A 20457-nucleotide genomic window follows, 5' to 3' on the forward strand; every position below is an offset into this window, starting at 1 on the left:
TCAGGCTCCGCTGCGCGGCGGCCGCGCGCTCGAAGCGGCCTGCTGGGCCATCGCATCCTTGGCCAGTTCGGCGATGCCGGCGAGGGAGCCGATCACGCCGGAAGACTCCATCGGCATCATCACGAACTTCTGGTTCGGCGCCTGCGCCAGCGCCTTGAACGCCTCGATGTACTTCTGCGCGACGAAGTAGTTGATCGCCTGCACGTTGCCGGCGGCGATCGCGTCGGACACCAGTTGGGTCGCCTTGGCCTCGGCTTCGGCCAGGCGCTCGCGCGCCTCGGCTTCGCGGTACGCGGCCTCGCGCTTGCCTTCGGCTTCCAGGATCGCGGCCTGCTTGTCGCCCTCGGCGCGCAGGATTTCCGACTGCCGGTGGCCCTCGGCCTCGAGGATGTTGGCGCGCTTCTCGCGCTCGGCCTTCATCTGCCGGGCCATCGAATCGACCAGGTCGCGCGGCGGCTGGATGTCCTTCAACTCGATCCGGTTGACCTTCAGCCCCCACGGATGGGTCGCCGCGTCGACCGCGTTGAGCACCTTGGTGTTGATCTCGTCGCGCTTGGACAGCGACTCGTCCAGGTCCATCGAACCGATCGCGGTGCGGATGTTGGTCATCACCAGGTTGAGGATCGCGATCTCCAGCTGGGCCACTTCGTACGCCGCCTTGGCCGCGTCCTGGACCTGGAAGAACACGATCCCGTCGACCTTGACCACCGCGTTGTCCTTGGTGATCACGTCCTGGCTGGGAACCTCCAGCACCTGCTCCATCATGTTGATCTTGCGGCCGACGTCGTAGATCACCGGGATCAGGAAGTGCAGGCCGGGGTCCATGGTGTGGGTGTAGCGGCCGAAGCGCTCGACCGTCCACTGGTAGCCCTGCGGGACCATGCGCACGGTCTTGAACAACAACACCACGCCGGCGAATACCAAGACCAGCGCCAGAATCGAACCGGCAGCGCCCATGTCGTCCCCCTTCGTCCTTATAGATAGGCGCAGTATAGGCCTTGGCGCCGGCTGCGACCCTTCACGCCCCCGGTGCATCCTTGCCTGGGAATGCCACCCGAACCCATGCCCCTGCCGCCGCCCGCGCCCGCCGCCGACCGGCCCGTGTCGAGCTTCGCCATCGACGTCCCGGAGACGCTGCTGGCGCGCGCCCGCGCCGGCGACGGCGCCGCGTTCGAGCAGATCTACCGCTGGTTCGAACGGCCGGTGTTCACCCTGGCGGTGCGCATCGCCGGCGACCGCGACGAAGCCACCGAAGTGCTGCAGGAGACCATGCTCAAGGTGCTCACGCGGATCGGCGACTTCCGCGGCCACCGCGACGGCAGCGGCACGCCGTTCTGGGGCTGGTTGCGCCAGATCGCGGTCAACGAGGCGCTGATGCGCCTGCGCAGCCGGCGCCGCCACGAGCACGCCGACAGCGAGGACGAACACCTGGCCGACGACCGCGCTCCGCCGCCGCCGGCCGCCGCCGACGCCGCCGCGCTCGGGCGCGCGCTGGCGCAATTGCCCGAGGCCACCCGCAGCGTGCTGTGGCTGTACCACGCCGAGGGCTACACCCATGAGGAGATCGCCACGCTGATGCAGCGCTCGATCAGTTTTTCAAAATCGCAACTCGCGCGCGGCGGCCGCCGCCTGCGCCAGTTGCTGGAACCGGAGCAGGCCCATGCCTGAGCAGTCCCCTACCCCGTCCGACTGGGCCGGCGCGTTCGCCGCGCTGCCCGCCGAAACGCCGCCCGCCGGCGGCTGGGCGCGCCTGGCCGAACGCCTGGCCGAACAGCCCGTCGCCGCCGCGGCGACCGCGTCGGCGTCCGTTGCCGCCACCGCGCGCCGCTCGCGCCAGCGCTGGGCGCTGGCGGCGATGCTCGCCGCAGCGCTGCCGTTGGGCCTGTGGCTCGGCCTGCGCGCGCAGCGGCCGGCGCAAGGCCCTGTGTCGGAACCGCTGGTGCGGCAGGCGCCGCCGGCCGCAGCGCCGCAGCGCGATGCGGTTACGGCGCCGACGCGAACCGACGACGGTAACCAACGCATCGCCGCGAGCGGAAAGGCCGACGGCGGAAACCGAAGCGTCGCCGGAAGCGCGGATCGCGGCCGCGACAGCGCCTCCGAAGCGCGTCCGACGCCGACGCCGACGCCGGCGACAGCCGACACGACGCAACCCACCCGCACCGCTACCGCCGAGCGCCGTTTGGCGACGGCCGCGAACGTCGTGCCGCAACCGCGCGCGGCCGCCACCGCGCCGTCCGACGCGACGCCATCCGCAGCGCCCGACCACGTTGCCCGCGCCTCCGACGACGCCCGCTTCGCCGCGCAATTGCGCGAACTGCAGGCCGAGTCGGCGCAATTGGAAGCGCTGGTGGCCGCCGCGCGCGACGAGCGCGTCGCCAGCGCCGCCGCCGCGGTCATGAGCGCCGACCTCGACCAGCGCCTGCGCCTGATCGACACCGCATTGATCGACGGCGCCCTGCCGGCCGTCTCGCGCGTGGCGCTGTGGCGCGAACGGGTCGACTCGCTGCGCGCGCTGGCCGGCGTGGAGAGCACCCAGCGCTGGTTCGCCGCACGCGGCGGCGAGCGCTACGACGGCGCACTGGTGCGCGTGGACTGAAGGCCGAATGCCCATGCACGAGCCCGCCCTGCCCCACTGCGCGACGCCCGCCTGCGAGCCGCCGTCCGCCTTCGCACCGCCGAACCGCAACGCCCGTCGCACCCCATCCACGCCCACCCGCCCGGAGGCCGCCATGTCGTTCCATTTCCTGCTCCCCGCCGCGCTGGCCGCCGCGGTCGCCGGCTCGCTCGCGGCTCCGGCCGTGGCCGCGCCGACGGCCGCCGCCCCGGCGCGCACCACTACCTATAGTTATGTCTATCGTTACAGCGGCGACGGCGCGCCGCAGGTGCTGGCGCAACTGGCGCCGGAACCGCCGCGCAGCGGCGCCTACCCGCGCGGCGCGATGCCGCAGCCGGCGCCGTTCGGCCCGGTGCTGATCAGCGACAACCAACGACGGCCGCAGTTGGGTGTGATCCTCGCGCCGGACGCGCGCAGCGGCGTGTCGATCCTCGCGGTCACGCCCGGCAGCGCCGCGGCGCGCGCCGGCCTGCACAGCGGCGACCGCCTGCTCGCGGTGGACGGCCGCAAGATCGCCGGCGCCGACGGCGAGGCGCGGCTGGGCAACGCGCGCGAACTGCTCGGCGCGCTCAAGCTCGGCCAGCCCGCGCGCATCCTCTACCAGCGCGGCAAGCAGGAGGCGACGCTCGAGGTCGAACCGCAGGCCGGCGAGCGGGTGATGATGTTCCGCAACGCCGACGGCAGCCGCTACGTGCTCAACACCGAAATGCGCAGCATGCGCATCGACCGCGACGGCCGCGCCGGCGTCGGCGAGGCCGGGGTCGCGGTGGCGCCGGGTCTGCGCACCGAGATCTACCGGATCGGCCCGGATCTGGATTGCGCCGGCAACGACAAGGACAAGCGCGCGGCCTGCAACATGCCGCTGATCAGCGAAGCGATGCGCTGGAACGGCCTCAACCTGGCCTCGGTCGATCCCAAGCTCGGCCGCTACTTCGGCGCCCAGCGCGGCGTGCTGGTGATCAGCGCGCCGCTCGAACTCAAGGGACTGGAAGCCGGCGACGTGATCCAGAGCGTCGACGGCCGCGCGGTCGACACGCCGCGCGAGGCGATGGACGCGCTGCGCGGCAAGCGCGAAGGCGCCCAGGTCGAGATCGGCTACCTGCGCGATCGCGCCAGCGCCAAGCTCAAGCTGACCGTGCCCAAGGCGGTGGCTTGGGTGCCGCCGCCTCCGCCGCCGGCGCCGCCCGCTCCACCCGCGCCGCGCGCGCCGCCGGCCGCGCCGGTGCCGCCGGCGCCGGCGGCGCCGGCGGTCGCGCCGCCTGCCCCGCCCGCACCGCCGCCGCCCCCGCCTCCGCCGCCTGCGCCGCCCAAGAGCAAGGTCGCGTCGGCGCCGCCGGCGCCACCCGCGCCGGTGCAGCTTGCGCGCGGCGCGCAGAGCTACCGCGTCGATTGAATCGCGCCGCGCCAACCCGGCCGCGCCGATCGCATGGATGCGGCGCGTGGGCCGGATCGCGCGGATCGAATCGCGCGGTTCGAGTCGCATGATGCGAATCGCCTGATTCGAGTCGCACGACTCGACTCGCGCGGCACAAGCCGCCGGATTCGAGCCGCACGATCCGACTCCCGCCGACCGCAATCGTCCCGCCCCACCCATCCAGTTTCCCCATTCGGGTCCGGCCGCCCAGCGCGCCCGGCCCCTTTTTTTTCGCGCCGCCAACCATTCAGCCCACGCGACCGGCAGCGACACCGCAGCCGATCCCTCTCGCACCGATACCGACTCGCGGCCAAGAAAAAGGCCGGGCATCCCTGCCCGGCCCGTTCCGATCCTCGCTCCGGCACCTGCGCTCCTTCGCCGGCCTGGCCGGAAATCGTTGCGTCGCCTCGCGCCGCTTACTCGGCCGGCGCCGCGACCACCCACTTGGCGAACACCGCATCGATGTCCTTGTCGGCGACCTTCTTGCCCTCTTCCAGCTTGCCGGCCTGCTCGAACAACGGAATGATCATCGCCATGCCGTCGACCTTGGTCTTGAGCCGCACGCCCGGCGCCTTGCCCAGGTAAGCGTCCCAGCGCTGGCGCACCTTGGCCCAGTAGCCCTGGGTCGCCTGCCAGTAGGTGTAGGCCGGCTTGAAGTCGATGTCCTTGGTCTTGACGTAGTCGTTGAAGCCGAACTCGCGCGCCAGTTCCTGCTGGCTGCCGTCGGGCTTGCGCAGCACCTTGGTGTTGAACTGCTCGTGGGTCCAGCCGTTCGGGGTCAGGGTGTGGCGGTTGATCGCGACGATGGCGTTGTAGTCGCTGCGCTTGGTGTACTCGCGCCGCGGCAGCGGGCGCCAGCTCGGGTCGCTGGTCCAGGTGGCGTTGCCATGGGCGTAGTCCCAGCGGCCGGTGCCGCAGTAGCGCGGCGCATCGCTGACCTCGTACACGCACTGGGTCCAGGCGCCGCGATTGAGTTCGGCCGCAATCGCGCGCACGTGCCAGGTCTGGTCGGCGCTGAACTCGAAGCGCTGCGGCGCCTCGAACGTCCAGTCCTGGCGCCAGTGCTTGGTCACGTGGCCGCTCTTGCCATCGACCAGGATGTGCTGCAGCACCAGCTTGGTCGGCGTGTCCTCGACCACGATCACGGTCTCGTTGCCGCCGCTGCGCATCGCCGGCGCGCGCTCGTAGCCGGGCTTGAGCAGCACGGTTTCGTCGAAGGCGAAGTCGACGATGTATTCGCCCTGCATCGCCAGGATCGAGGCGCGGTCGCGGACCGGATCGGCGGCCGGAGCGGCGGCGGTCTGGGCCATCGCTGACAGGCTGGAGAACAGGCTGATCGCCAGCACGCTGGCGCGGAAGTTACGGAGGTTCATGGAATCTCGCTTGGCTCTTTGGCTGAAAAACGAAAACGGAAAGGAAGGGAACATCCGCGCTCAACGCCGGCCGACGCCGGAGGCCAGGCAACAGCAGGCGTCGGCGCATTCGTCCAGGCGCGCGCCCTCGCCGGCGGCGATCCGCCGCGCCTGGGCCAGGCCCAGCGGCGACAGCTCGGCCGGATCGGCGAGCAGCACGCAGTGGCCGTCGGCATCGCGCAGCACCCGCAAGCGCAGCGCCTGCGCGCGGCGCCCGCCGCGCAGGCGCCGCCACCAGCGCGCCAGCGCCGGTACCACGGCCGGGCGGATCGCCGCGGCCGCGTCGGGCATCGCCGCGGCGACGTCGTCCCAGGCCAGGAAGTCGCTGTCCGGCAGCAGGTACAGCCGCCAGCACTCGCGCCCGCCGGCGTCGCAAAAACGCAGCGCTTCGCCGCCGCCGTCGCCCAGGCGTTGCGCGCTGCGCGCCGCCAGCCAACCGTCGAGGGCGTCGCGCTGGCGGCGCGGATGCACGCACAGCACCGTCGCCACCGCCGCCAGCCGCTCCGGCGCGGGCAGCGCGGCGCGCGCGCCGCCGCGCTGCGGCAACAAGGCGAAGGCGGACGCCGGCGCCGCGCGCATGGCTTACCAGCTCACCGCCACGCTGGCGCCGACGTTGCGGCCCGGCGCGGTGTAGCGGTCGAGGATGACGCTGGACGCGGTCAGCGCGCCCGGAACGTCGCCGCTGTCCCAGTACTTCTTGTCGCCGAGGTTGAACACGCCGACGTTGAACTTGGCGCCCGGAGCGAAGTCCCAGTGCGCGAGCAGGTCGAGCACGCCGTAGCCCGGCGCGGCGAAGCGGTTGGCCTCGGGCAGGTCGGTCTTGTGGCGGGCGAAGCGGCCGGCCAGCTCCACGCCCCAGCTTTCGCGGTCGTAGGCCACGCCGACGGTCGCGGTCAGCGGCGCGATCGATTCCAGCGGGCGGTCGTCGGTCTTGTCCTCGCCCTTGCTGTAGGCGGCGGCGAAGCGGGTCGACCAGCCGGCCAGCGACGGATACAGCGCGCCGAAGTCCACGCCGCCGCGCAGCTCGACGCCGCGGATGCGCGCCTTGTCCACGTTCTGCGACTGGAACACGATCAACGGCGTCTGCGGCGGGGCGCTGACCTGGCGGTTGGATTCGATGAAGTCCTTGTAGTCGTTGTAATAGCCCGACAGCTGCGCGTACACCGCCTTGCCGCTGTAGCGCAGGCCCAGCTCGTAGCCGTTGCTGGTTTCCGGCTTGAGGTCGGCGTTGGGGATCGCGGTGTAGCCGAACTGCAGGTTGGTGAAGCCGAGGTTGACGTCGCTGTAGGGCGGCGCGCGGAAGCCGCGCTGGTAGCCGCCGTACAGCGACCAGTCCTGGGCGAAATGCCAGACCGCGCCGAGCTTGGGCGAGACGCTGGTCTTGCTGAGGTCGCTGATCTTCACGCCCGGGTTGTCGCCGTTCCAGATCGCGTCGCTTTGCGGCTTGAGTTCGTAGCGATCCACGCGCACCGCCGGCACCAGCCGGAACGCGCCGTCGGCGAAGCGGATCTCGTCCTGCACGAACACGCCGGCATTGCGGGTCTTGCTGATCGGGAAATCGCGCACCGGGAACGCGTCGGGCGAGATCGTGCTGCTGACGACGCCGTTGGTCAGGTTGACCGAGCGGCCGTCGCGCTTCTGGCGGAACTCGGTCTGCTCGTATTCGAAGCCGTAGGTGAGCGTGTGTTCGACCGAGCCGGTGGCGAAGTCCTTGTGCGCAGTGGCCTCGGCGCCGTAGACGCGCTGGTCGAAATTGAACTCGCGCAGGCGCAGGCTCGGGCTGGTGTCGCGACCGGCGACCACGCTGGCGCGCTGCTCGCGGGTGCGCTGGGTCGTCTCGCTGTCCTGGCGGTAGACCTGCCAGCGCAGCGAATCGGCCAGGACGCTGTCGAGCGAGTCGATCTCGTGGGCGAAGGCGACCCGCGCGCGGGTCTGGTGGTCGTTGCCGGCCATCGACGCCACCCGCGTGCGCGGCGCGGTCGGCGGCAGGCCCGGGGTCAGCGCGCTCAGGCCCAGGGCGCTGAACACGTCGGTGGTGGTGCGGTCTTCGCTGCCTTCCACGGTCAGGCGGAAGCGCTGGTTGTCGCTCGGCGCGTAGACCAGCTTGGTCAGCAGGCTGCGACCTTCGAAGCGCTGCGGGTTGGCGCGGGTACGGCTGCCGTCGTGGGCGTCGTTGTCGCCCTGGTTCTCGGTCTCCTTGCCCTGGTGGTGGTTGACCACGACCAGGCCGGACCAGCGGTCGCCGCCGAACGCGGCGGTGGCGCTGCCGTAGAGGCCTTCGTTCTGGCTTTCGGCGCCGAGCTTGAGGCCGAAGTACGAAGTCGCGCCGTCCTTGAGGTAATCGGCCGGGTCCTTGGTCACGAACGAGACCACGCCGCCGAGCGCGTCGGAACCGTGCAGCGCGCTCGACGGGCCGCGCACGATCTCGACTTCCTTGACCGTATCCAGGTCGACGAAATTGCGGCCGGCGTTGGAGAAGCTGCCGATCGAGAAGCCGTCGGAGACCGAGACGCCGTCGACCAGCACGCGCACGCGGTTGCCGCCGAGGCCGCGGATCCGGATGTCGCCCAGGCCGAAGCGCTCGCGGTTGCCGCCGACGTCGATGCCGGGTTCGTAGCGGAACAGGTCGCGGATGTTGCGGGTCAGTTCGTTGTCCATGCGCTCGCGGTCGATCGCGCTGACCGTGGCCGGCACGTCCTGCACGGCGCGCTCGGTGCGGGTGGCGCTGACGACCACGCGGTTGAGTTCGTTGACTTCGCCGCCGGCGGCGTCGGGCGCGTCTGCGGCCTGCGCGGCCGGCAGCGCCAGCAACAGGGCGAGGGCCAGCGCGGAGCGCGCGGGGAGGACGGAGACGGAAACAGGGCGCGCGGACGCAGCCGGGGTATGGACGCGGGACATTCTTCGACTCGGTTGAATGGAACGGTGAGACCGAGGCGAGCTGGCATCCGGAGAGAGTCGGGGCTGGCAGCCTGGGAGAGAGGTGCTGGCGGGACGCACCGCGCCGCGCCCGGGGTGGGCGCGGAGCGGGTGGTGCTTGCGGTGGGGCGGGCCGGCAGGCGGCGGGCTCGGCAACGCGGTGGAGGTTCCTTGCGGCGGGGCGCTTGGGGCGTCCCGGGCTTGGGAATCTGGACCGACGTGGGAGGGGATGTTGCCGAGCGGGCTTGGCCGGGGCGCGCCGTGCGCGGGGTTACTTGGTCAGGATCAGCTTGTCGTTGCGGGTATGACGCAGGCGATAGACCTCGCCGCCGTGGCGGATCAGGACTTCGCGCGCGCCGCGCAGCAGCGCGGCGCTTTCGACCAGTCCGCCCTGGGCGGCGGCGACGACGGCCGAGGCCGCCGCGGCGGCCGGCGCGACCGCCGCCACCGGCGGGGCGACGACGGCCAGGGAACGATCAGTACGGGGCTTCAACTGCAGCACGGGGTTGCGCAGAGACATGGCAGCGACTCGTTCGGGGGGTGGGCTCCCGAATGATGATAATGATTCTCATTTGCCAGTCAACACGCGATTGCAGGAAATTGCGTGCCCGGTCCCACCGTTCGTCGGCCGCCGGCCCGCCCCCCCCCCGGCCGGCGGCCTCGATGCCGCGCTCAACGTGTGACCGCTTCCACCCTCTGCCATTGCGCGTCTTCCAGCTTCACGTCCAGCGCCCCCAGGTTCTGCAGCAACTGCTCGACCCGGCTCGCGCCGAGGATCGCGGTGGACACGTGCGGATTGCGCAGGCACCAGGCGATCGCCAGCGACGCCGGCGCCACGCCCAGTTCCTGCGCCAGTTCGACGAACGCCGTCACCCGTTCCAGCCGGCGCTGCCCGCTCTCGCCGACCGCGACCCGCCGCAGCCACTCCTTGTCGGCGTGGCCGAGCCGGCTCTCGCCCTCGAAACCGGCGCGGTACTTGCCGGTCAGCAGGCCCGACGCCAGCGGCGACCAGATCGTCGCGCCGAGGCCGAGTTCGGCGTACAACGGCGCGTATTCGAGCTCGACGCGTTCGCGATGCAGCAGGTTGTACTGCGGCTGCTCCATGCTCGGCGGCTGCAGATGATGGGCGCGGGCGATCTTGTGCGCTTCGCGGATCAGCGCCGCCGGCCATTCCGACGTGCCCCAGTACAGCACCTTGCCCTGGCGCACCAGCGAATCCATCGCCCACACCGTTTCCTCCACCGGCGTGTCCGGGTCGGGGCGGTGGCAGAAATACAGGTCCAGGTGCTCCACCCGCAGCCGCTTGAGCGCGGCATGGCAGGCCTCGACCACATGCTTGCGCGACAGGCCGCGCTGGGTCGGCCGCGGCTCCGCCTCGGCGCCGAAGAACACCTTGCTCGATACGCAATAGCCGTCGCGCGGCAGGCCCAGCTCGGCGATCGCCTCGCCCATGACCCGCTCGGCCTCGCCGTTGGCGTAGCCCTCGGCGTTGTCGAAGAAATTGACGCCGTGGTCCCACGCCGCGGCGATCAGCTCGCGCGCGGTGTCGCGGCCGATCTGTGCGCCGAAGGTGACCCAGGCGCCGAACGACAGCGCGGACACCTGCAAGCCAGACGAACCCAGTCGACGGTATTGCATAACAAGCCTCCCATCCGATGATCGATTGCGGGCATGCTACGCCGATGAATGCGACGACCACGCGCGGCGGCGGCCGATGAATCCGGGCACCCGGGGCTTGCTCGCGGCGGCGGCCGCGGCCGCGATCGCCGTGTCGGGCTGGCAGTGGTGGCGCGCGCGCGACGCGGTGCACGCGCCGGCGCCGGCGCCGGCCGCGAGCGCACCGGCGGACATCGCGACGCCGACGGCGGCCGCGCCGACCGCGCGGCCCGCGCGCCCGCCCGATCCGGCCCAGGCCGGATACCGCCAACGCCGCCAGGACGAACTGCGCCAACGCGCCGACGCCGGCGACAGCCGCGCGGCCTGCCAGCTCGGCGTCGACCTGCTGCGCTGCGCCGACACCTCCGCCGCGCAGCAGCTCCTCGCCGGCGCCGAGCAGAACGCCAGCGCCGGCCTGGCGCCGGAACAACGCGCCTACATGACCCGGATGGAAGACCGCGCGCGCCAGCTGATCGCCGAATGCCGCGACGCGCGCAGCGACGCCTGGCGCCAGGGCAACCGCTACCTGCGCCAGGCCGCGCTGGCCGGCGAACCCGAGGCGATGTACCGCTACGCGCGCGGCGATTCGGTGTTGCTGGACTACTCCCATCTCAACACGCCCGAATTCGACCGCTGGCGCGCCGAAGCCGGCAATCTGCTGCAGCTTTCGTTCGAAGCCGGCTACACCCCGGCGCTGTTCGATCTGATGACCGCCTACAGCGACAATTCCTCGCCGATCACCGGCCTGATCGCCGACGACCCGACCAAGGCGCGGGCGATGCGCTTGCTGGTGGCGCGGCTGAGCGGCAACCCGGCCGATCCGCCGGCCTCGCGCGATGCGACGCTGGAGCCGGCGGCGGCGGCGTTGGCGGCGCAGTGGCAGCGCGACTACTTCGCCGCGGTGAAGACGCCGCTGCAGCGGATGCCGCGGGTGATGCCGGCGAGTTTCGCGGCCTTGTATGGGGAAGAGGGGGGCGAGGCGTCGGCTTGTTCGCAGTGAGGGGTGCTGTGGGGTGTTTGCGGGGTGGCGTGGTTTGCGGGATCGGGTTTGTGCGGTATCGGCTGTCTGCGCATACGTCCCTCGTGCACAGGTTTCGTCTGCGGCGACTCGTTCCCTGTCCGTCATTCCGGCGAATGCCGGAATCCAACCGAAGCGACAGGGCTCCGCCGGAATATTCCGGGACGAGGATCTCCCAGGCCGTCATTCCAGCGGAAGTTGGAACCAACCGAGGTTGCGTAGCTCCGCCGGAACATCCTGGAGCGTGGGCCTTCCAGGTCGTCATTCCAGCGAAAGCTGGAACCCATTTTGACTTTGCCGTTGCTCCTGCTTTTTCCGTTGCAACGAGTGATGACAAGCCGCCATCAAGAGCTTCCGTCCGCAAGCGGCCGGGTCACTTTCTTTGTCTTAAGCCACAAAGAAAGTAACCAAAGAAAAGGCCTTGTTTTTTCGGATCAAAAGCCACTAAGTCCAGTACCGGGCGCGGGGCCGCGCCATAAGGGGCATCCTGCCCCATGGCGCGCGTGCGCATCCATGCGCACGCCCTCCGGGGCTGCGGAACGACTGCATCGTGCTCGGGGGCGAGCACAAGCAACGGCAACAGCAAGATCACAATGGATTCCGGCGTTCGCCGGAATGACGGTGGGTGTGGCGGCGGCGCGGAAGGCTTGACGCGGTCGCTACTCGCTCGGCTCCTGCAGCCGGACACGAAACCAGCCGATGCCCTTGTAGGAGCGGCGCGAGCCGCGACCGCGATACTTCGCCGGCGACGAACGCCCGCTCCCTTCGAAATTCCGCTGCAGACGCGCACTGCCCTGCCGCCCGCGAACGACGCGACGCACACCCTCGCCCCTCGTTCAGCCGCCCAACCGCGAAAGCCTCTCATTTGCTGCATGACCCGATCGATATGGCTACAATGCGCACACTTTCCTCCTCCGGGGAGTAGCCCACCCGCCGGCGTCAGCTCGCGGGGGCATGCGTCAACACACTTGGCCAGCAGGCCATGGCGCATGAGCGGCAGCCAGCGCGCGCGTCCACGGACGCCGAGCCAGCGACCACGGGCAAGACCGAAGGCAGGCGTTGTGCGTACCCGGGTCGGGCCGCGCGGCGTTTGCCTTCGCGTCCACGCGAATGCCCGACCCTGGAGTTCCCATGGATCTGTCCCACTTCCCGGCTTGGGTCGTCGCCACCGCCGTGTCCACCGGTACCGTCGCGCTCGCCGAAATCGGCGACAAGACGCAGCTGCTGGCCCTGCTGCTGGCCGCGCGCTTCCGCAAGCCGGTGCCGATCATCCTCGGCATTCTCCTGGCCACCCTGCTCAACCACGCGCTCGCGGCCTGGTTCGGCACCCTGGTCGCCGCGTTCCTCAAGCCCGAAGTCCTGCGCTGGGTGGTCGCCGCGAGCTTCCTGGCGGTGGCGCTGTGGACGCTCAAGCCCGACCAGCTCGACGAGGGCGAAACCCAGTTCTCCGCGCGCGGCGCCTTCATCGCCACCACCATCGCGTTCTTCTTCGCCGAGATCGGCGACAAGACCCAGGTCGCCACGGTGTTGCTTGCGACCCGCTACGAGCCGCTGTGGGCGGTCATCGTCGGCACCACCGTCGGCATGCTGCTGGCCAATGTCCCGGTCGCCCTGCTCGGCGCCCGCTTCGCCGACCGCTTGCCGCTGAAGACCGCCCGCTTCGTCGCCGCGGCCGTGTTCGCCGCGCTGGCGCTGTGGGTGGCGATCCGCGGCATCGGCTGAGCCCCGCCGGCGCCGGTCCCGGCCGGCGCGCGCGACCGGCCGTCGCCGCGGCCGCGCCCGCCGGCGCGAATCGCGCCGCCGTGCGCGCGGCGGCGGGCCGCTCTCGCGCTATGCTCGCGCGGGGCCGCCGGGACGGAAGGACGGGGATGTACCAGGGCGTAGGCGGACGGATGCGCAGCGTGCTGATCGCGCTGCTGGCGCGGCCGGACGAAATCATGCTCGAGATCGGCGCCGGCGGCGAACTGCTGGTGGCGCGGCTGCGCGCGGTGTTGGCGGCGATGCTGCTGCTGTTGCCGTTGTTCAACGCGCTCGGCGGCGGCAGCGTCAAGGAGACCCTGATCGGCCTGGGCGGGGCGGTGTTCGTCAACGTGTTCTCGCAGCTGTGGCTGGCGCTGGCGCGACGCCAGCGCCGCTACCGCTGGCTGCCGTTCTGCACCGCCGCCTTCGACGTCACCGCCACCACCGCGGTGCTGGCAATGCTGGCGGTGCAACACCTGCCGGCCGGGCTCAACAGCCTGATCGTGTGGTGCGGCTACCTGCTGGCGATCCTGATGACCGCGCTGCGCAGCGACGGCCGGGTGACCCTGTTCTCCGGCGTGCTGGCGTTGCTGCAGTACGGGCTGCTGGTGCTGTGGGTGTTCGCCGCCGCCGGCTCGCCCGAGGACCTGATGTCCAGCGACTACGGCGCGGTCACCGTCGGCAGCCAGACCCAGCGCCTGCTGCTGCTGGCGATGATGACCCTGGCCACCTCGATGGTGGTCTACCGCATGCAGCGGCTGATCGAGATGTCCGGCACCGACGGCCTGACCCGGCTGCCGAACCGGACCTGGCTGACCCACCGCATCCCGCGCCTGTTCGACGCGGTGCGCCGCGACGGCGGCAGCCTGACCCTGGCGCTGATCGACCTGGACCACTTCAAGCGCATCAACGACGACTACGGCCACCGCCTCGGCGACCGCAGCCTGCGCCATCTGGTGGCGGTGCTGCGCGAGCAGGCCGAACCCAGCGAATGGCTGGTGCGGCTGTCCGGCGGCGAATTCCTGCTGGTGATGCGCAAGCCGCTGGGCACCGCGTTCGAGGAAGTCGACGCGATCCGCCGCACCGTCGCCGAGCGCCCGTTCGAGCCCGGCCGCGGCGCCGAGCCGCTGTGGCTGAGCTTCAGCGCCGGGCTGGTGACCTTCCCGCAGGAAGGCGGCGACCTGTCGCGGCTGCTGCGCCGCGCCGACCTGCGCCTGCAGCGGGCCAAGCAATCCGGCCGCAACCGGGTGGTGGCGCGCGATCTTTGACCGCCGCGCGGGCCGGCTGAACGATTCGGCCCGATTGGGCCTGATGCTGCGGACCACGGCGGCGCCGGTTCCGGCCCGCCCGCGCCCGTTTTGCCCGAACCGGCGCCCGAACGCGCCAAAACACCCGCCGCGAGCGCCGCAAACGCGGGTGCGGCTGCGCCCGGCCGCGGTTTTCGCCGCCGTTGCGCGGCGGCCCACGGACCGCGCCGACCGTGCCGTTTCGCCGCCGCCCCGCCCCAACGCCCTCGCGGACCGCTAAAATCGCCGGTTTTCGCGCCCTGCGCTGCGCCGCGGCTTGCCGCTGGATCGCTGTGCCTCTAGGCTGCGCCGACTAACTATTAGACGTCTAAAGCCGCCGGGGCTCCGGCGCCCGGGGAGAGTGGAGTGGATTCGATTTCGCGCGTGGGCTTCGGCCTGTTCGGTCTGGCGGTGCTCGTCGCCATCGCCTGGGTGTTCTCGGTCAACCGCCGCAAGGTCGATTGGAAGCTGGTCGCCATCGGCATCACCCTGCAGATCGCCTTCGCCGCGGTGGTGCTGCTGGTGCCGGGCGGCAAGGACGTGTTCGACGCCATCGGCAAGGGCTTCGTGCACGTGCTCGAGTTCGTCGGCGCCGGCTCGAAGTTCATCTTCGGCGACCTCATGGACGTCAGCAAATTCGGCTTCATCTTCGCCTTCCAGGTGCTGCCGACGATCATTTTCTTCTCCGCGCTGATGGGCGTGCTGTACCACCTGGGCGTGATGCAGGCGGTGGTGCGCGGCATGGCCTGGGCGATCACCAAGGTCATGCGCGTGTCCGGCGCGGAGACCACCAGCGTCTGCGCCAGCGTGTTCATCGGCCAGACCGAGGCGCCGCTGACCGTGCGCCCGTACATTCCGAAGATGACCGAGTCCGAGCTGATCACGATGATGATCGGCGGCATGGCCCACATCGCCGGCGGCGTGCTCGCGGCCTATGTCGGCATGCTCGGCGCCGGCGACCCCGAGTCCCAGGCGTTCTACGCCAAGCACCTGCTGGCGGCCTCGATCATGGCCGCGCCGGCCACGCTGGTGATCGCCAAGATCCTGGTCCCGGAAACCGGCGAGCCGCTGACCCGCGGCACGATCAAGATGGAAGTGGAGAAGAACACCGCCAACATCATCGACGCCGCCGCCGCGGGCGCCGGCGACGGCCTGCGCCTGGCGCTGAACATCGGCGCGATGCTGCTGGCCTTCATCGCGCTGATGGCGCTGATCAACGCGCCGCTGACCTGGATCGGCGAGCACACCGGCCTGGCCGCGGCGATCGGCAAGCCGACCGACCTGTCCACCATCCTGGGCTTCGTGCTCGCGCCGATCGCCTGGGTGATCGGCACGCCGTGGGCCGACGCCAACGTGGTCGGCGGCCTGATCGGCGAGAAGGTCGTGCTCAACGAGTTCGTCGCCTACACCCACCTGGCCGACATCGTGAACAACAAGGTCGCCGGCGTGAGCCTGAGCGAGGAAGGCCGCCTGATCGCGACCTACGCGCTGTGCGGCTTCGCCAACTTCTCCTCGATCGCGATCCAGATCGGCGGCATCGGCGGGCTGGCCCCGGAACGCCGCCAGGACCTGGCCCGCTTCGGCCTGCGCGCGGTGCTGGGCGGCTCGATCGCCACCTTCATGACCGCGACCATCGCCGGCGTGCTGACCCACTTCGCCTCGTAAGCGCATGAGCAATTCCGCCAACAAAGGCCGCGTCGTCGTGGTCGGGTCGTTCAACGTCGACCACGTCTGGGCGCTGCCCGCGCTGCCGCGCCCGGGCGAGACCCTGGCCGGCACTTACCACACCGGCCCCGGCGGCAAGGGTTTCAACCAGGCCACCGCGGCGGCGCGCGCGGGCGCGGCGACCGCGTTCGTGTGCGCGCTCGGCGACGACGCCGGCGGCCGCCTGGCGCGCGAGCTCGCCGCCGGCGACGGCCTGGACCTGCGCGCGCTGCGCTGCGCCGAGCCCACCGGCACCGCCGGCATCTACGTCGACGCCGACGGCCGCAACACCATCGTGATCGGCCCCGGCGCCAACGCCGAGCTGTCGCCGGCGTTCGTCGGCGAGCACGCGGCCGCCCTGGACGCCGCCCAGGTCGCGCTGACCCAACTGGAAACCCCGCTCGAATCGGCCATCGCCGCGTTCGCGCGCGCGCGCGATGCCGGCGGATCGACCCTGCTCAACCCGGCCCCGGCCGATGCGGTCGCCAGCGACGCGCTGTGGGCGCTGACCGACATCGCCACGCCGAACGAAACCGAGTTCTGCGCGCAGTTGCAGCGCCGCGGCGGCGACGCGCTCGACCCCGACGCGCTCGCCGGCCTCGACGACGCGGCGCTGCACGCGCACTGCCGGCGCTTGCTGGCGCACGGCAGCGTGGTGATCACCCTAGGCAAGTCGGGCTGCTTCGTCTCGCATGCCGACGGCGCGCTGCGCGGCGACGCGCAGGCGTTTTATCGCGTCGCCGCCGCGGCGGTGAAGGCCATCGACACCACCGGCGCGGGCGATGCCTTCAACGGCGCGCTGGCGGCCGCGCTGGCGCGCGACCCGGACGCGGCGTTCGGCGAACACGTGCGCTACGCGGTGCGCTTCGCCGGCCTGTCGACCGAACGCGCCGGCGCGGCGGCGGCGATGCCGAGCGACGCCGAGCTGCGGGCGCGGTTCGGCTGAGCTGAGAGCCGCACCGGGGTCGCGGCAGGGCCCTCGCCAGGATCTGCTTCTGTGGGAGGGCCTTCAGGCCCGATGCTCTTGTTTCAGGTCGCGGCAACCTGACCGAAAAGCATCGGGCCTGAAGGCCCTCCCACTGTCGTTCTGGCAGCACCTAAGCGACTGAAACGCCTGGATTTTCGGCTCGTTGCACGCGGCCTGCGCGATCGCAACGCCGTCCACGGCCTTTGACTTGAGAATGGTTCGCATTAACATGCGATCCCTGTCGCAGTTCCCAGGCCGCCCTCCCCATGCTCCGTCCCCAGCTTCTCGCCAGCGCCGTGCTGGCTGTCCTCATCGCGCCCATCGCCCAGGCCGAGGAGGCCAAGGACCTCGATCGCGTCACCGTCTCGGCCAGCACCAGCCGCACGCCCAACTCGGAAGCGGCGCTGGCCAACACCATCACCGTGATCGACGCCGAACAGCTCAAGCAGCAGTTGGCGGTGACCCAGGACGTGTCGCAGATCCTCGCCAACCTGATCCCCTCGTTCTCGCCCTCGCGGCAGAAGCTGACCAATGGCGGCGAAACCCTGCGCGGGCGCAAGCCGCTGTACCTGGTCGACGGCGTGCCGCAGTCCACCCCGCTGCGCGAAGGCGGCCGCGACGGCCACACCATCGATCCGGCGATGATCGAACGCATCGAGGTCATCCACGGCGCCAACGCGCTGCAGGGCCTGGGCGCATCGGGCGGCATCATCAACATCATCACCAAGCGCGCGCCGCGCCGCGACGGCGAGAGCTTCCAGGACGTCAACATCGGCGTCAGCAGCGCGCTGCCGAACCAAAGCGACAGCGTCGGTTACCGCGCCTCCTACCTGTTCGGCACCCGCAGCGGCGATGTGGACTTCGTCGGCGGCGCGTCGTACGCCAGCGAAGGGCTGTTCTACGATGGCAACGGCGACGCGATCGCGGTCAACGACATCCAGGGCGACCTGATGGACGCGCGCAGCTACAACCTGTTCGCCAAGGCCGGCTGGGACATCGACGAAGACAAGCGCCTGCAGCTGACCGCCAACCGCTACCAGCTGCGCGGCAACAACGATTACATCACCGTCAACGGCGACATCCGCACCGGCAAGCTCGCGACCTCCGCGCGCGGCAGCCGCGAAGGCCGCGGCGCGCAGAACCGCTCGACCTCGGTGGTGCTGGACTACACCGACAAGTCGCTGGCCGGCGGCTACTTCAACGCGCAACTGTTCTGGGTCGACTTCAACGGCCTGTACGGCGCCACCGACTGGGAAGACTTCTGGCGCGACGGCCGCGATCCGCACTGGTGGGACCAGTCGCAGAACGTGTCGGAAAAGATCGGCGGCAAGTTCGGCTGGTCGCGCGACAACCTGTTCGGCCAACGCCTGCGCGCGACTTTCGGCCTGGACTGGAACCGCGACAAGACCTACCAGGAACTGGTGGTGGCCAAGCTCAAGTGGGTGCCGCAGACCACTTACGAATCCTGGTCGCCGTTCGCGCAGGCCGAGTGGTGGGTGACCGACAAGGTCATGCTGACCGCGGGCGTGCGCCACGAGCGCGGCAAGCTCGAAGTCGGCGACTTCACCACCATCCCGTCCAACGCCGGCGGCAGCCGCTTCGTCCGCGGCGGCTCGCCGAAGACCCGCGAGACCCTGCCCAACTACGGCATCGTGTTCGAAGCCACCGACGCGCTGAAGTTCTACGCCTCGTATTCGGAGGGCTACACCGTCGCCGACATCGGCCGGGTGCTGCGCGGCATCACCACGCCGAACCAGAGCGTGGACAAGCTGGTCGACCTGTCGCCGGTGGTGTCGGACAACCGCGAGATCGGCGTGGACTTCGACAACGGCCGCTGGTTGGCGCACCTGGCCGCGTACTGGTCCGATTCCGACCTCGGTTCGCGCCTGCAGTTCGACCGCAACACCCAGAGCTATTTCGTCGTGCGCGAGCGTACCGAAATCCGCGGCATCGAGGGCAACGTCGCGTTCCAGTTCTCCGACAACGGCCGCGCCGGCGTGGGCTACGCGCGCGGCAAGGGCCGCTACGACAGCGACGGCGACGACCGCGTCGATTCCGACCTGCCCGGCATCAACATCAGCCCCGACCGCATCACCGCGTTCTGGGACCAGACCTGGAACGACTGGTTCTCGACCCGCCTGCAGGGCAGCCGCGCGATCGACCGCGACTTCGATTCCAAGGGCGTGCAAGTGGCCAGCACCGACGGCTACACCACCGTCGACCTGCAGGGCCGGTTCAAGCTGCCGCTGGGCCAGCTCAACGTCGGCATCGAGAACCTGTTCGACGAGCAGTACATCACCTACTACTCGCAGAGCACGCCGCGCAACGACACCTACGTGGCCGGACGCGGGCGCGTGCTCAACCTGAGCTGGTCGCACCGGTTCTGATCCCCGCCGCCGCCGCGCACGCCGAGCCATGAATTCCAGCCAGGCCGCCCCCGCTCCGCACGCCCCCGCGCCGCGCCGACTGCGCGCGGCCTTGAAGTGGCTGCACCTGTGGCTGGGGCTGACCCTGGGCAGCGCGTTCGCGCTGGTGGCGCTGTCGGGCACGGTGCTGGCGTTCCAGCGCGAGCTGGCGCTGTGGGCGTATCCGCAACTGCAGCGCGATGCCGACATCGCGCCTCAGCAGCGCGCGCGGGCGCTGGAGCGGATCGTCGCGCACTGGCAGGCCCAGGGCATGACCTCGCTCGACCTGCCCTCGCCGCAGTTCCCGGTCTGGCAGGGCTACTTCCCCGGCAACGAACGGCGCTATTTCGATCCGGCCAGCGGCGAGTTGCTGCTGACCCGCAACACCGGCAACGACCTGATCCTGTGGCTGCGCGATTGGCACACCCACCTGCTGGCCGGCAAAAGCGGCGAGCAGGTGCTCGGCGCGGTCGGCATCGCCGCGGTGTTCCTGCTGCTCAGCGGGCTGTATCTGTGGTGGCCGCGTTGGTCGGCACTGGCGGCGAGCCTGAAGTGGTATCGCGGGCCGCCGACCCGGCGCTGGTTCAGCTGGCACCGCGGCCTGGGCCTGTGGCTGTTGCCACTGACCTTGCTGGCGGCGATCACCGGCACCGCAATGGTCTACGACGAGATCGCCCGCAGCGCCTTGCGCGCGGCGTTCTCCGAAGCCGAACCGGCGAAGCCGCCGAAGCTCGCGGCGCGCGCCGACGCGCCGATCGACTGGGCCGCAACCCTGCGCGCGGCCGACGCGGCGGTGGCCGCGGATGGGCCGATTCCCGGCGCGCAATTGCGCCGGATCGGCTTGCCGAAGAAGGACAGCGGGCTGGTCACGATCCGCGCGCGCGCGGTCGACGAATGGCATCCGGTCGGGCGCAGCATGATCTGGATCGATCCGTGGCGCGGCGCGCTGCTGGGCGCGCGCGATGCGACCCGACAGGGCCCCGGCGCGCGCGCGTACGAGGCGATGTATCCGCTGCACGGCGGCTTCGTCGGTGGGCGGACGTGGCAGCTGCTGATCGCGCTGACCGGGTTGGCGCCGCCGTTGCTGTTGGTCACCGGCTTCCTGTTCTGGCGGCGCCGGCGCGGTCGCTGAGCGGCACCGGTTGCCCGCCTTGGCGAACTGCTTGGGCTTTTGTGGGAGGGCCTTCAGGCCCGACGCTCTTGTGTCGGATCGCCGCAGACTGACACAAGAGCATCGGGCCTGAAGGCCCTCCCGCATAAAGCGAAGGCATCGGGCCTGAAGGCCCTCCCACGAAAGCGCCGCCGCGGCTTTCCGGCGCGGAAAA

At 70.8% G+C, this 20457-nt stretch carries 19 protein-coding genes; 11 read left to right on the forward strand and 8 right to left on the reverse strand.

The features are described 5' to 3' along the window. Nucleotides 1-957 (reverse strand): SPFH domain-containing protein, encoded by a 957-nt coding sequence (locus RDV84_RS01310; RefSeq protein WP_057946501.1) that lies wholly within the window; start codon nucleotides 955-957, stop codon nucleotides 1-3. A gap of 105 nt (nucleotides 958-1062) precedes the next feature. On the opposite strand from RDV84_RS01310, the gene RDV84_RS01315 reads away from it, so the two are divergent. The 3 genes from RDV84_RS01315 to RDV84_RS01325 all read left to right on the forward strand — a co-directional run bounded on the left by RDV84_RS01315 (nucleotide 1063) and on the right by RDV84_RS01325 (nucleotide 4007). Then, nucleotides 1063-1668: an RNA polymerase sigma factor gene (locus tag RDV84_RS01315; RefSeq protein WP_057946500.1), complete on the forward strand. Its 606-nt coding sequence runs from the start codon at nucleotides 1063-1065 to the stop codon at nucleotides 1666-1668. Further along, a complete protein-coding gene (locus RDV84_RS01320; protein WP_309152224.1) occupies nucleotides 1661-2596 on the forward strand; it encodes a hypothetical protein in 936 nt (311 codons plus the stop codon). The genes RDV84_RS01315 and RDV84_RS01320 overlap by 8 nt, the downstream gene beginning before the upstream one ends. A gap of 133 nt (nucleotides 2597-2729) precedes the next feature. Further along, nucleotides 2730-4007 (forward strand): PDZ domain-containing protein, encoded by a 1278-nt coding sequence (locus RDV84_RS01325; RefSeq protein ID WP_309152225.1) that lies wholly within the window; start codon nucleotides 2730-2732, stop codon nucleotides 4005-4007. Nucleotides 4008-4444: 437 nt separating this feature from the next. On the opposite strand, the gene RDV84_RS01330 is transcribed toward RDV84_RS01325, so the two are convergent. From RDV84_RS01330 to RDV84_RS01350, 5 genes are all read right to left on the reverse strand, one after another. Further along, nucleotides 4445-5338: a DUF6607 family protein gene (locus tag RDV84_RS01330; RefSeq protein WP_309153662.1), complete on the reverse strand. Its 894-nt coding sequence runs from the start codon at nucleotides 5336-5338 to the stop codon at nucleotides 4445-4447. Nucleotides 5339-5461: 123 nt separating this feature from the next. Further along, the gene (locus RDV84_RS01335; RefSeq protein ID WP_057946497.1) at nucleotides 5462-6019 is read right to left on the reverse strand and encodes a hypothetical protein; all 558 of its coding nucleotides are present in this window, start codon (nucleotides 6017-6019) and stop codon (nucleotides 5462-5464) included. Nucleotides 6020-6022: 3 nt separating this feature from the next. Beyond that, complete coding sequence (locus RDV84_RS01340; RefSeq protein WP_309152226.1) at nucleotides 6023-8338, reverse strand: TonB-dependent hemoglobin/transferrin/lactoferrin family receptor; 2316 nt, start codon at nucleotides 8336-8338, stop codon at nucleotides 6023-6025. 289 nt (nucleotides 8339-8627) lie between these two features. Beyond that, nucleotides 8628-8876 (reverse strand): hemin uptake protein HemP, encoded by a 249-nt coding sequence (gene hemP / locus RDV84_RS01345; RefSeq protein WP_078995957.1) that lies wholly within the window; start codon nucleotides 8874-8876, stop codon nucleotides 8628-8630. Between the two features lie 152 nt (nucleotides 8877-9028). Then, entirely contained in the window at nucleotides 9029-9994 is a 966-nt protein-coding gene (locus RDV84_RS01350; protein ID WP_078995956.1) for a potassium channel beta subunit family protein, read from the reverse strand. A 76-nt stretch (nucleotides 9995-10070) separates the two neighbouring features. Here RDV84_RS01350 and RDV84_RS01355 point away from each other — a divergent pair, with 76 nt between their 5' ends. From RDV84_RS01355 to RDV84_RS25625, 6 genes are all read left to right on the forward strand, one after another. After that, nucleotides 10071-11012, forward strand: a complete 942-nt coding sequence (locus tag RDV84_RS01355; RefSeq protein WP_309152227.1) for a hypothetical protein — start codon at nucleotides 10071-10073, stop codon at nucleotides 11010-11012. 1149 nt (nucleotides 11013-12161) lie between these two features. Next, nucleotides 12162-12752 carry a TMEM165/GDT1 family protein gene (locus RDV84_RS01360; protein WP_057946494.1) on the forward strand — a complete coding sequence of 197 codons (591 nt, stop codon included), beginning with the start codon at nucleotides 12162-12164 and terminating at the stop codon, nucleotides 12750-12752. 146 nt (nucleotides 12753-12898) lie between these two features. Further along, nucleotides 12899-14038, forward strand: a complete 1140-nt coding sequence (locus tag RDV84_RS01365; protein WP_175429124.1) for a GGDEF domain-containing protein — start codon at nucleotides 12899-12901, stop codon at nucleotides 14036-14038. A gap of 384 nt (nucleotides 14039-14422) precedes the next feature. After that, nucleotides 14423-15721, forward strand: coding sequence for a NupC/NupG family nucleoside CNT transporter (locus RDV84_RS01370; RefSeq protein ID WP_309152228.1), 1299 nt, complete (start codon nucleotides 14423-14425; stop codon nucleotides 15719-15721). 4 nt (nucleotides 15722-15725) lie between these two features. Beyond that, nucleotides 15726-16706, forward strand: a complete 981-nt coding sequence (locus RDV84_RS01375) for a ribokinase (RefSeq protein WP_309152229.1) — start codon at nucleotides 15726-15728, stop codon at nucleotides 16704-16706. A gap of 51 nt (nucleotides 16707-16757) precedes the next feature. After that, on the forward strand, nucleotides 16758-16808 hold the full coding sequence (locus RDV84_RS25625; RefSeq protein WP_394541474.1) for a DUF6053 domain-containing protein: 51 nt from the start codon (nucleotides 16758-16760) through the stop codon (nucleotides 16806-16808). Here RDV84_RS25625 and RDV84_RS25630 read toward each other — a convergent pair. Further along, entirely contained in the window at nucleotides 16790-16840 is a 51-nt protein-coding gene (locus RDV84_RS25630; RefSeq protein ID WP_425606463.1) for a DUF6053 domain-containing protein, read from the reverse strand. The two genes, RDV84_RS25625 and RDV84_RS25630, sit on opposite strands and share 19 nt — an antisense overlap. A 153-nt stretch (nucleotides 16841-16993) precedes the next feature. Between RDV84_RS25630 and RDV84_RS01380 the strand changes: the two genes are divergently transcribed. Both RDV84_RS01380 and RDV84_RS01385 read left to right on the forward strand, forming a co-directional pair. Continuing rightward, the gene (locus RDV84_RS01380; protein WP_309152230.1) at nucleotides 16994-19114 is read left to right on the forward strand and encodes a TonB-dependent receptor; all 2121 of its coding nucleotides are present in this window, start codon (nucleotides 16994-16996) and stop codon (nucleotides 19112-19114) included. 28 nt (nucleotides 19115-19142) lie between these two features. Then, entirely contained in the window at nucleotides 19143-20264 is a 1122-nt protein-coding gene (locus RDV84_RS01385; protein WP_309152231.1) for a PepSY-associated TM helix domain-containing protein, read from the forward strand. Here RDV84_RS01385 and RDV84_RS25635 read toward each other — a convergent pair. Further along, nucleotides 20224-20403 carry a DUF6053 domain-containing protein gene (locus RDV84_RS25635; protein WP_425606462.1) on the reverse strand — a complete coding sequence of 60 codons (180 nt, stop codon included), beginning with the start codon at nucleotides 20401-20403 and terminating at the stop codon, nucleotides 20224-20226. The genes RDV84_RS01385 and RDV84_RS25635 overlap by 41 nt on opposite strands. Nucleotides 20404-20457: the final 54 nt, after the last annotated feature.

It is taken from the genome of Lysobacter yananisis (assembly GCF_031199375.1).
GTDB classification, from domain to species: Bacteria; Pseudomonadota; Gammaproteobacteria; order Xanthomonadales; family Xanthomonadaceae; genus Lysobacter; species Lysobacter yananisis.

What these genes read in the sequence shown, in the direction of transcription:
- RDV84_RS01360 (WP_057946494.1), top strand. Translation starts at nt 12,162, where the DNA reads ATGGATCTGTCCCACTTCCCGGCTTGGGTCGTCGCCACCGCCGTGTCC.
- RDV84_RS25635 (WP_425606462.1), bottom strand. Translation starts at nt 20,403, where the DNA reads ATGCCTTCGCTTTATGCGGGAGGGCCTTCAGGCCCGATGCTCTTGTGT.
- RDV84_RS01355 (WP_309152227.1), top strand. Translation starts at nt 10,071, where the DNA reads ATGAATCCGGGCACCCGGGGCTTGCTCGCGGCGGCGGCCGCGGCCGCG.
- RDV84_RS01350 (WP_078995956.1), bottom strand. Translation starts at nt 9,994, where the DNA reads ATGCAATACCGTCGACTGGGTTCGTCTGGCTTGCAGGTGTCCGCGCTG.
- RDV84_RS01385 (WP_309152231.1), top strand. Translation starts at nt 19,143, where the DNA reads ATGAATTCCAGCCAGGCCGCCCCCGCTCCGCACGCCCCCGCGCCGCGC.
- RDV84_RS01380 (WP_309152230.1), top strand. Translation starts at nt 16,994, where the DNA reads ATGCTCCGTCCCCAGCTTCTCGCCAGCGCCGTGCTGGCTGTCCTCATC.
- RDV84_RS01330 (WP_309153662.1), bottom strand. Translation starts at nt 5,338, where the DNA reads ATGGCCCAGACCGCCGCCGCTCCGGCCGCCGATCCGGTCCGCGACCGC.
- RDV84_RS01365 (WP_175429124.1), top strand. Translation starts at nt 12,899, where the DNA reads ATGTACCAGGGCGTAGGCGGACGGATGCGCAGCGTGCTGATCGCGCTG.
- RDV84_RS01335 (WP_057946497.1), bottom strand. Translation starts at nt 6,019, where the DNA reads ATGCGCGCGGCGCCGGCGTCCGCCTTCGCCTTGTTGCCGCAGCGCGGC.
- RDV84_RS01320 (WP_309152224.1), top strand. Translation starts at nt 1,661, where the DNA reads ATGCCTGAGCAGTCCCCTACCCCGTCCGACTGGGCCGGCGCGTTCGCC.
- RDV84_RS01340 (WP_309152226.1), bottom strand. Translation starts at nt 8,338, where the DNA reads ATGTCCCGCGTCCATACCCCGGCTGCGTCCGCGCGCCCTGTTTCCGTC.
- RDV84_RS01315 (WP_057946500.1), top strand. Translation starts at nt 1,063, where the DNA reads ATGCCCCTGCCGCCGCCCGCGCCCGCCGCCGACCGGCCCGTGTCGAGC.
- hemP (WP_078995957.1), bottom strand. Translation starts at nt 8,876, where the DNA reads ATGTCTCTGCGCAACCCCGTGCTGCAGTTGAAGCCCCGTACTGATCGT.
- RDV84_RS01325 (WP_309152225.1), top strand. Translation starts at nt 2,730, where the DNA reads ATGTCGTTCCATTTCCTGCTCCCCGCCGCGCTGGCCGCCGCGGTCGCC.
- RDV84_RS01375 (WP_309152229.1), top strand. Translation starts at nt 15,726, where the DNA reads ATGAGCAATTCCGCCAACAAAGGCCGCGTCGTCGTGGTCGGGTCGTTC.
- RDV84_RS01310 (WP_057946501.1), bottom strand. Translation starts at nt 957, where the DNA reads ATGGGCGCTGCCGGTTCGATTCTGGCGCTGGTCTTGGTATTCGCCGGC.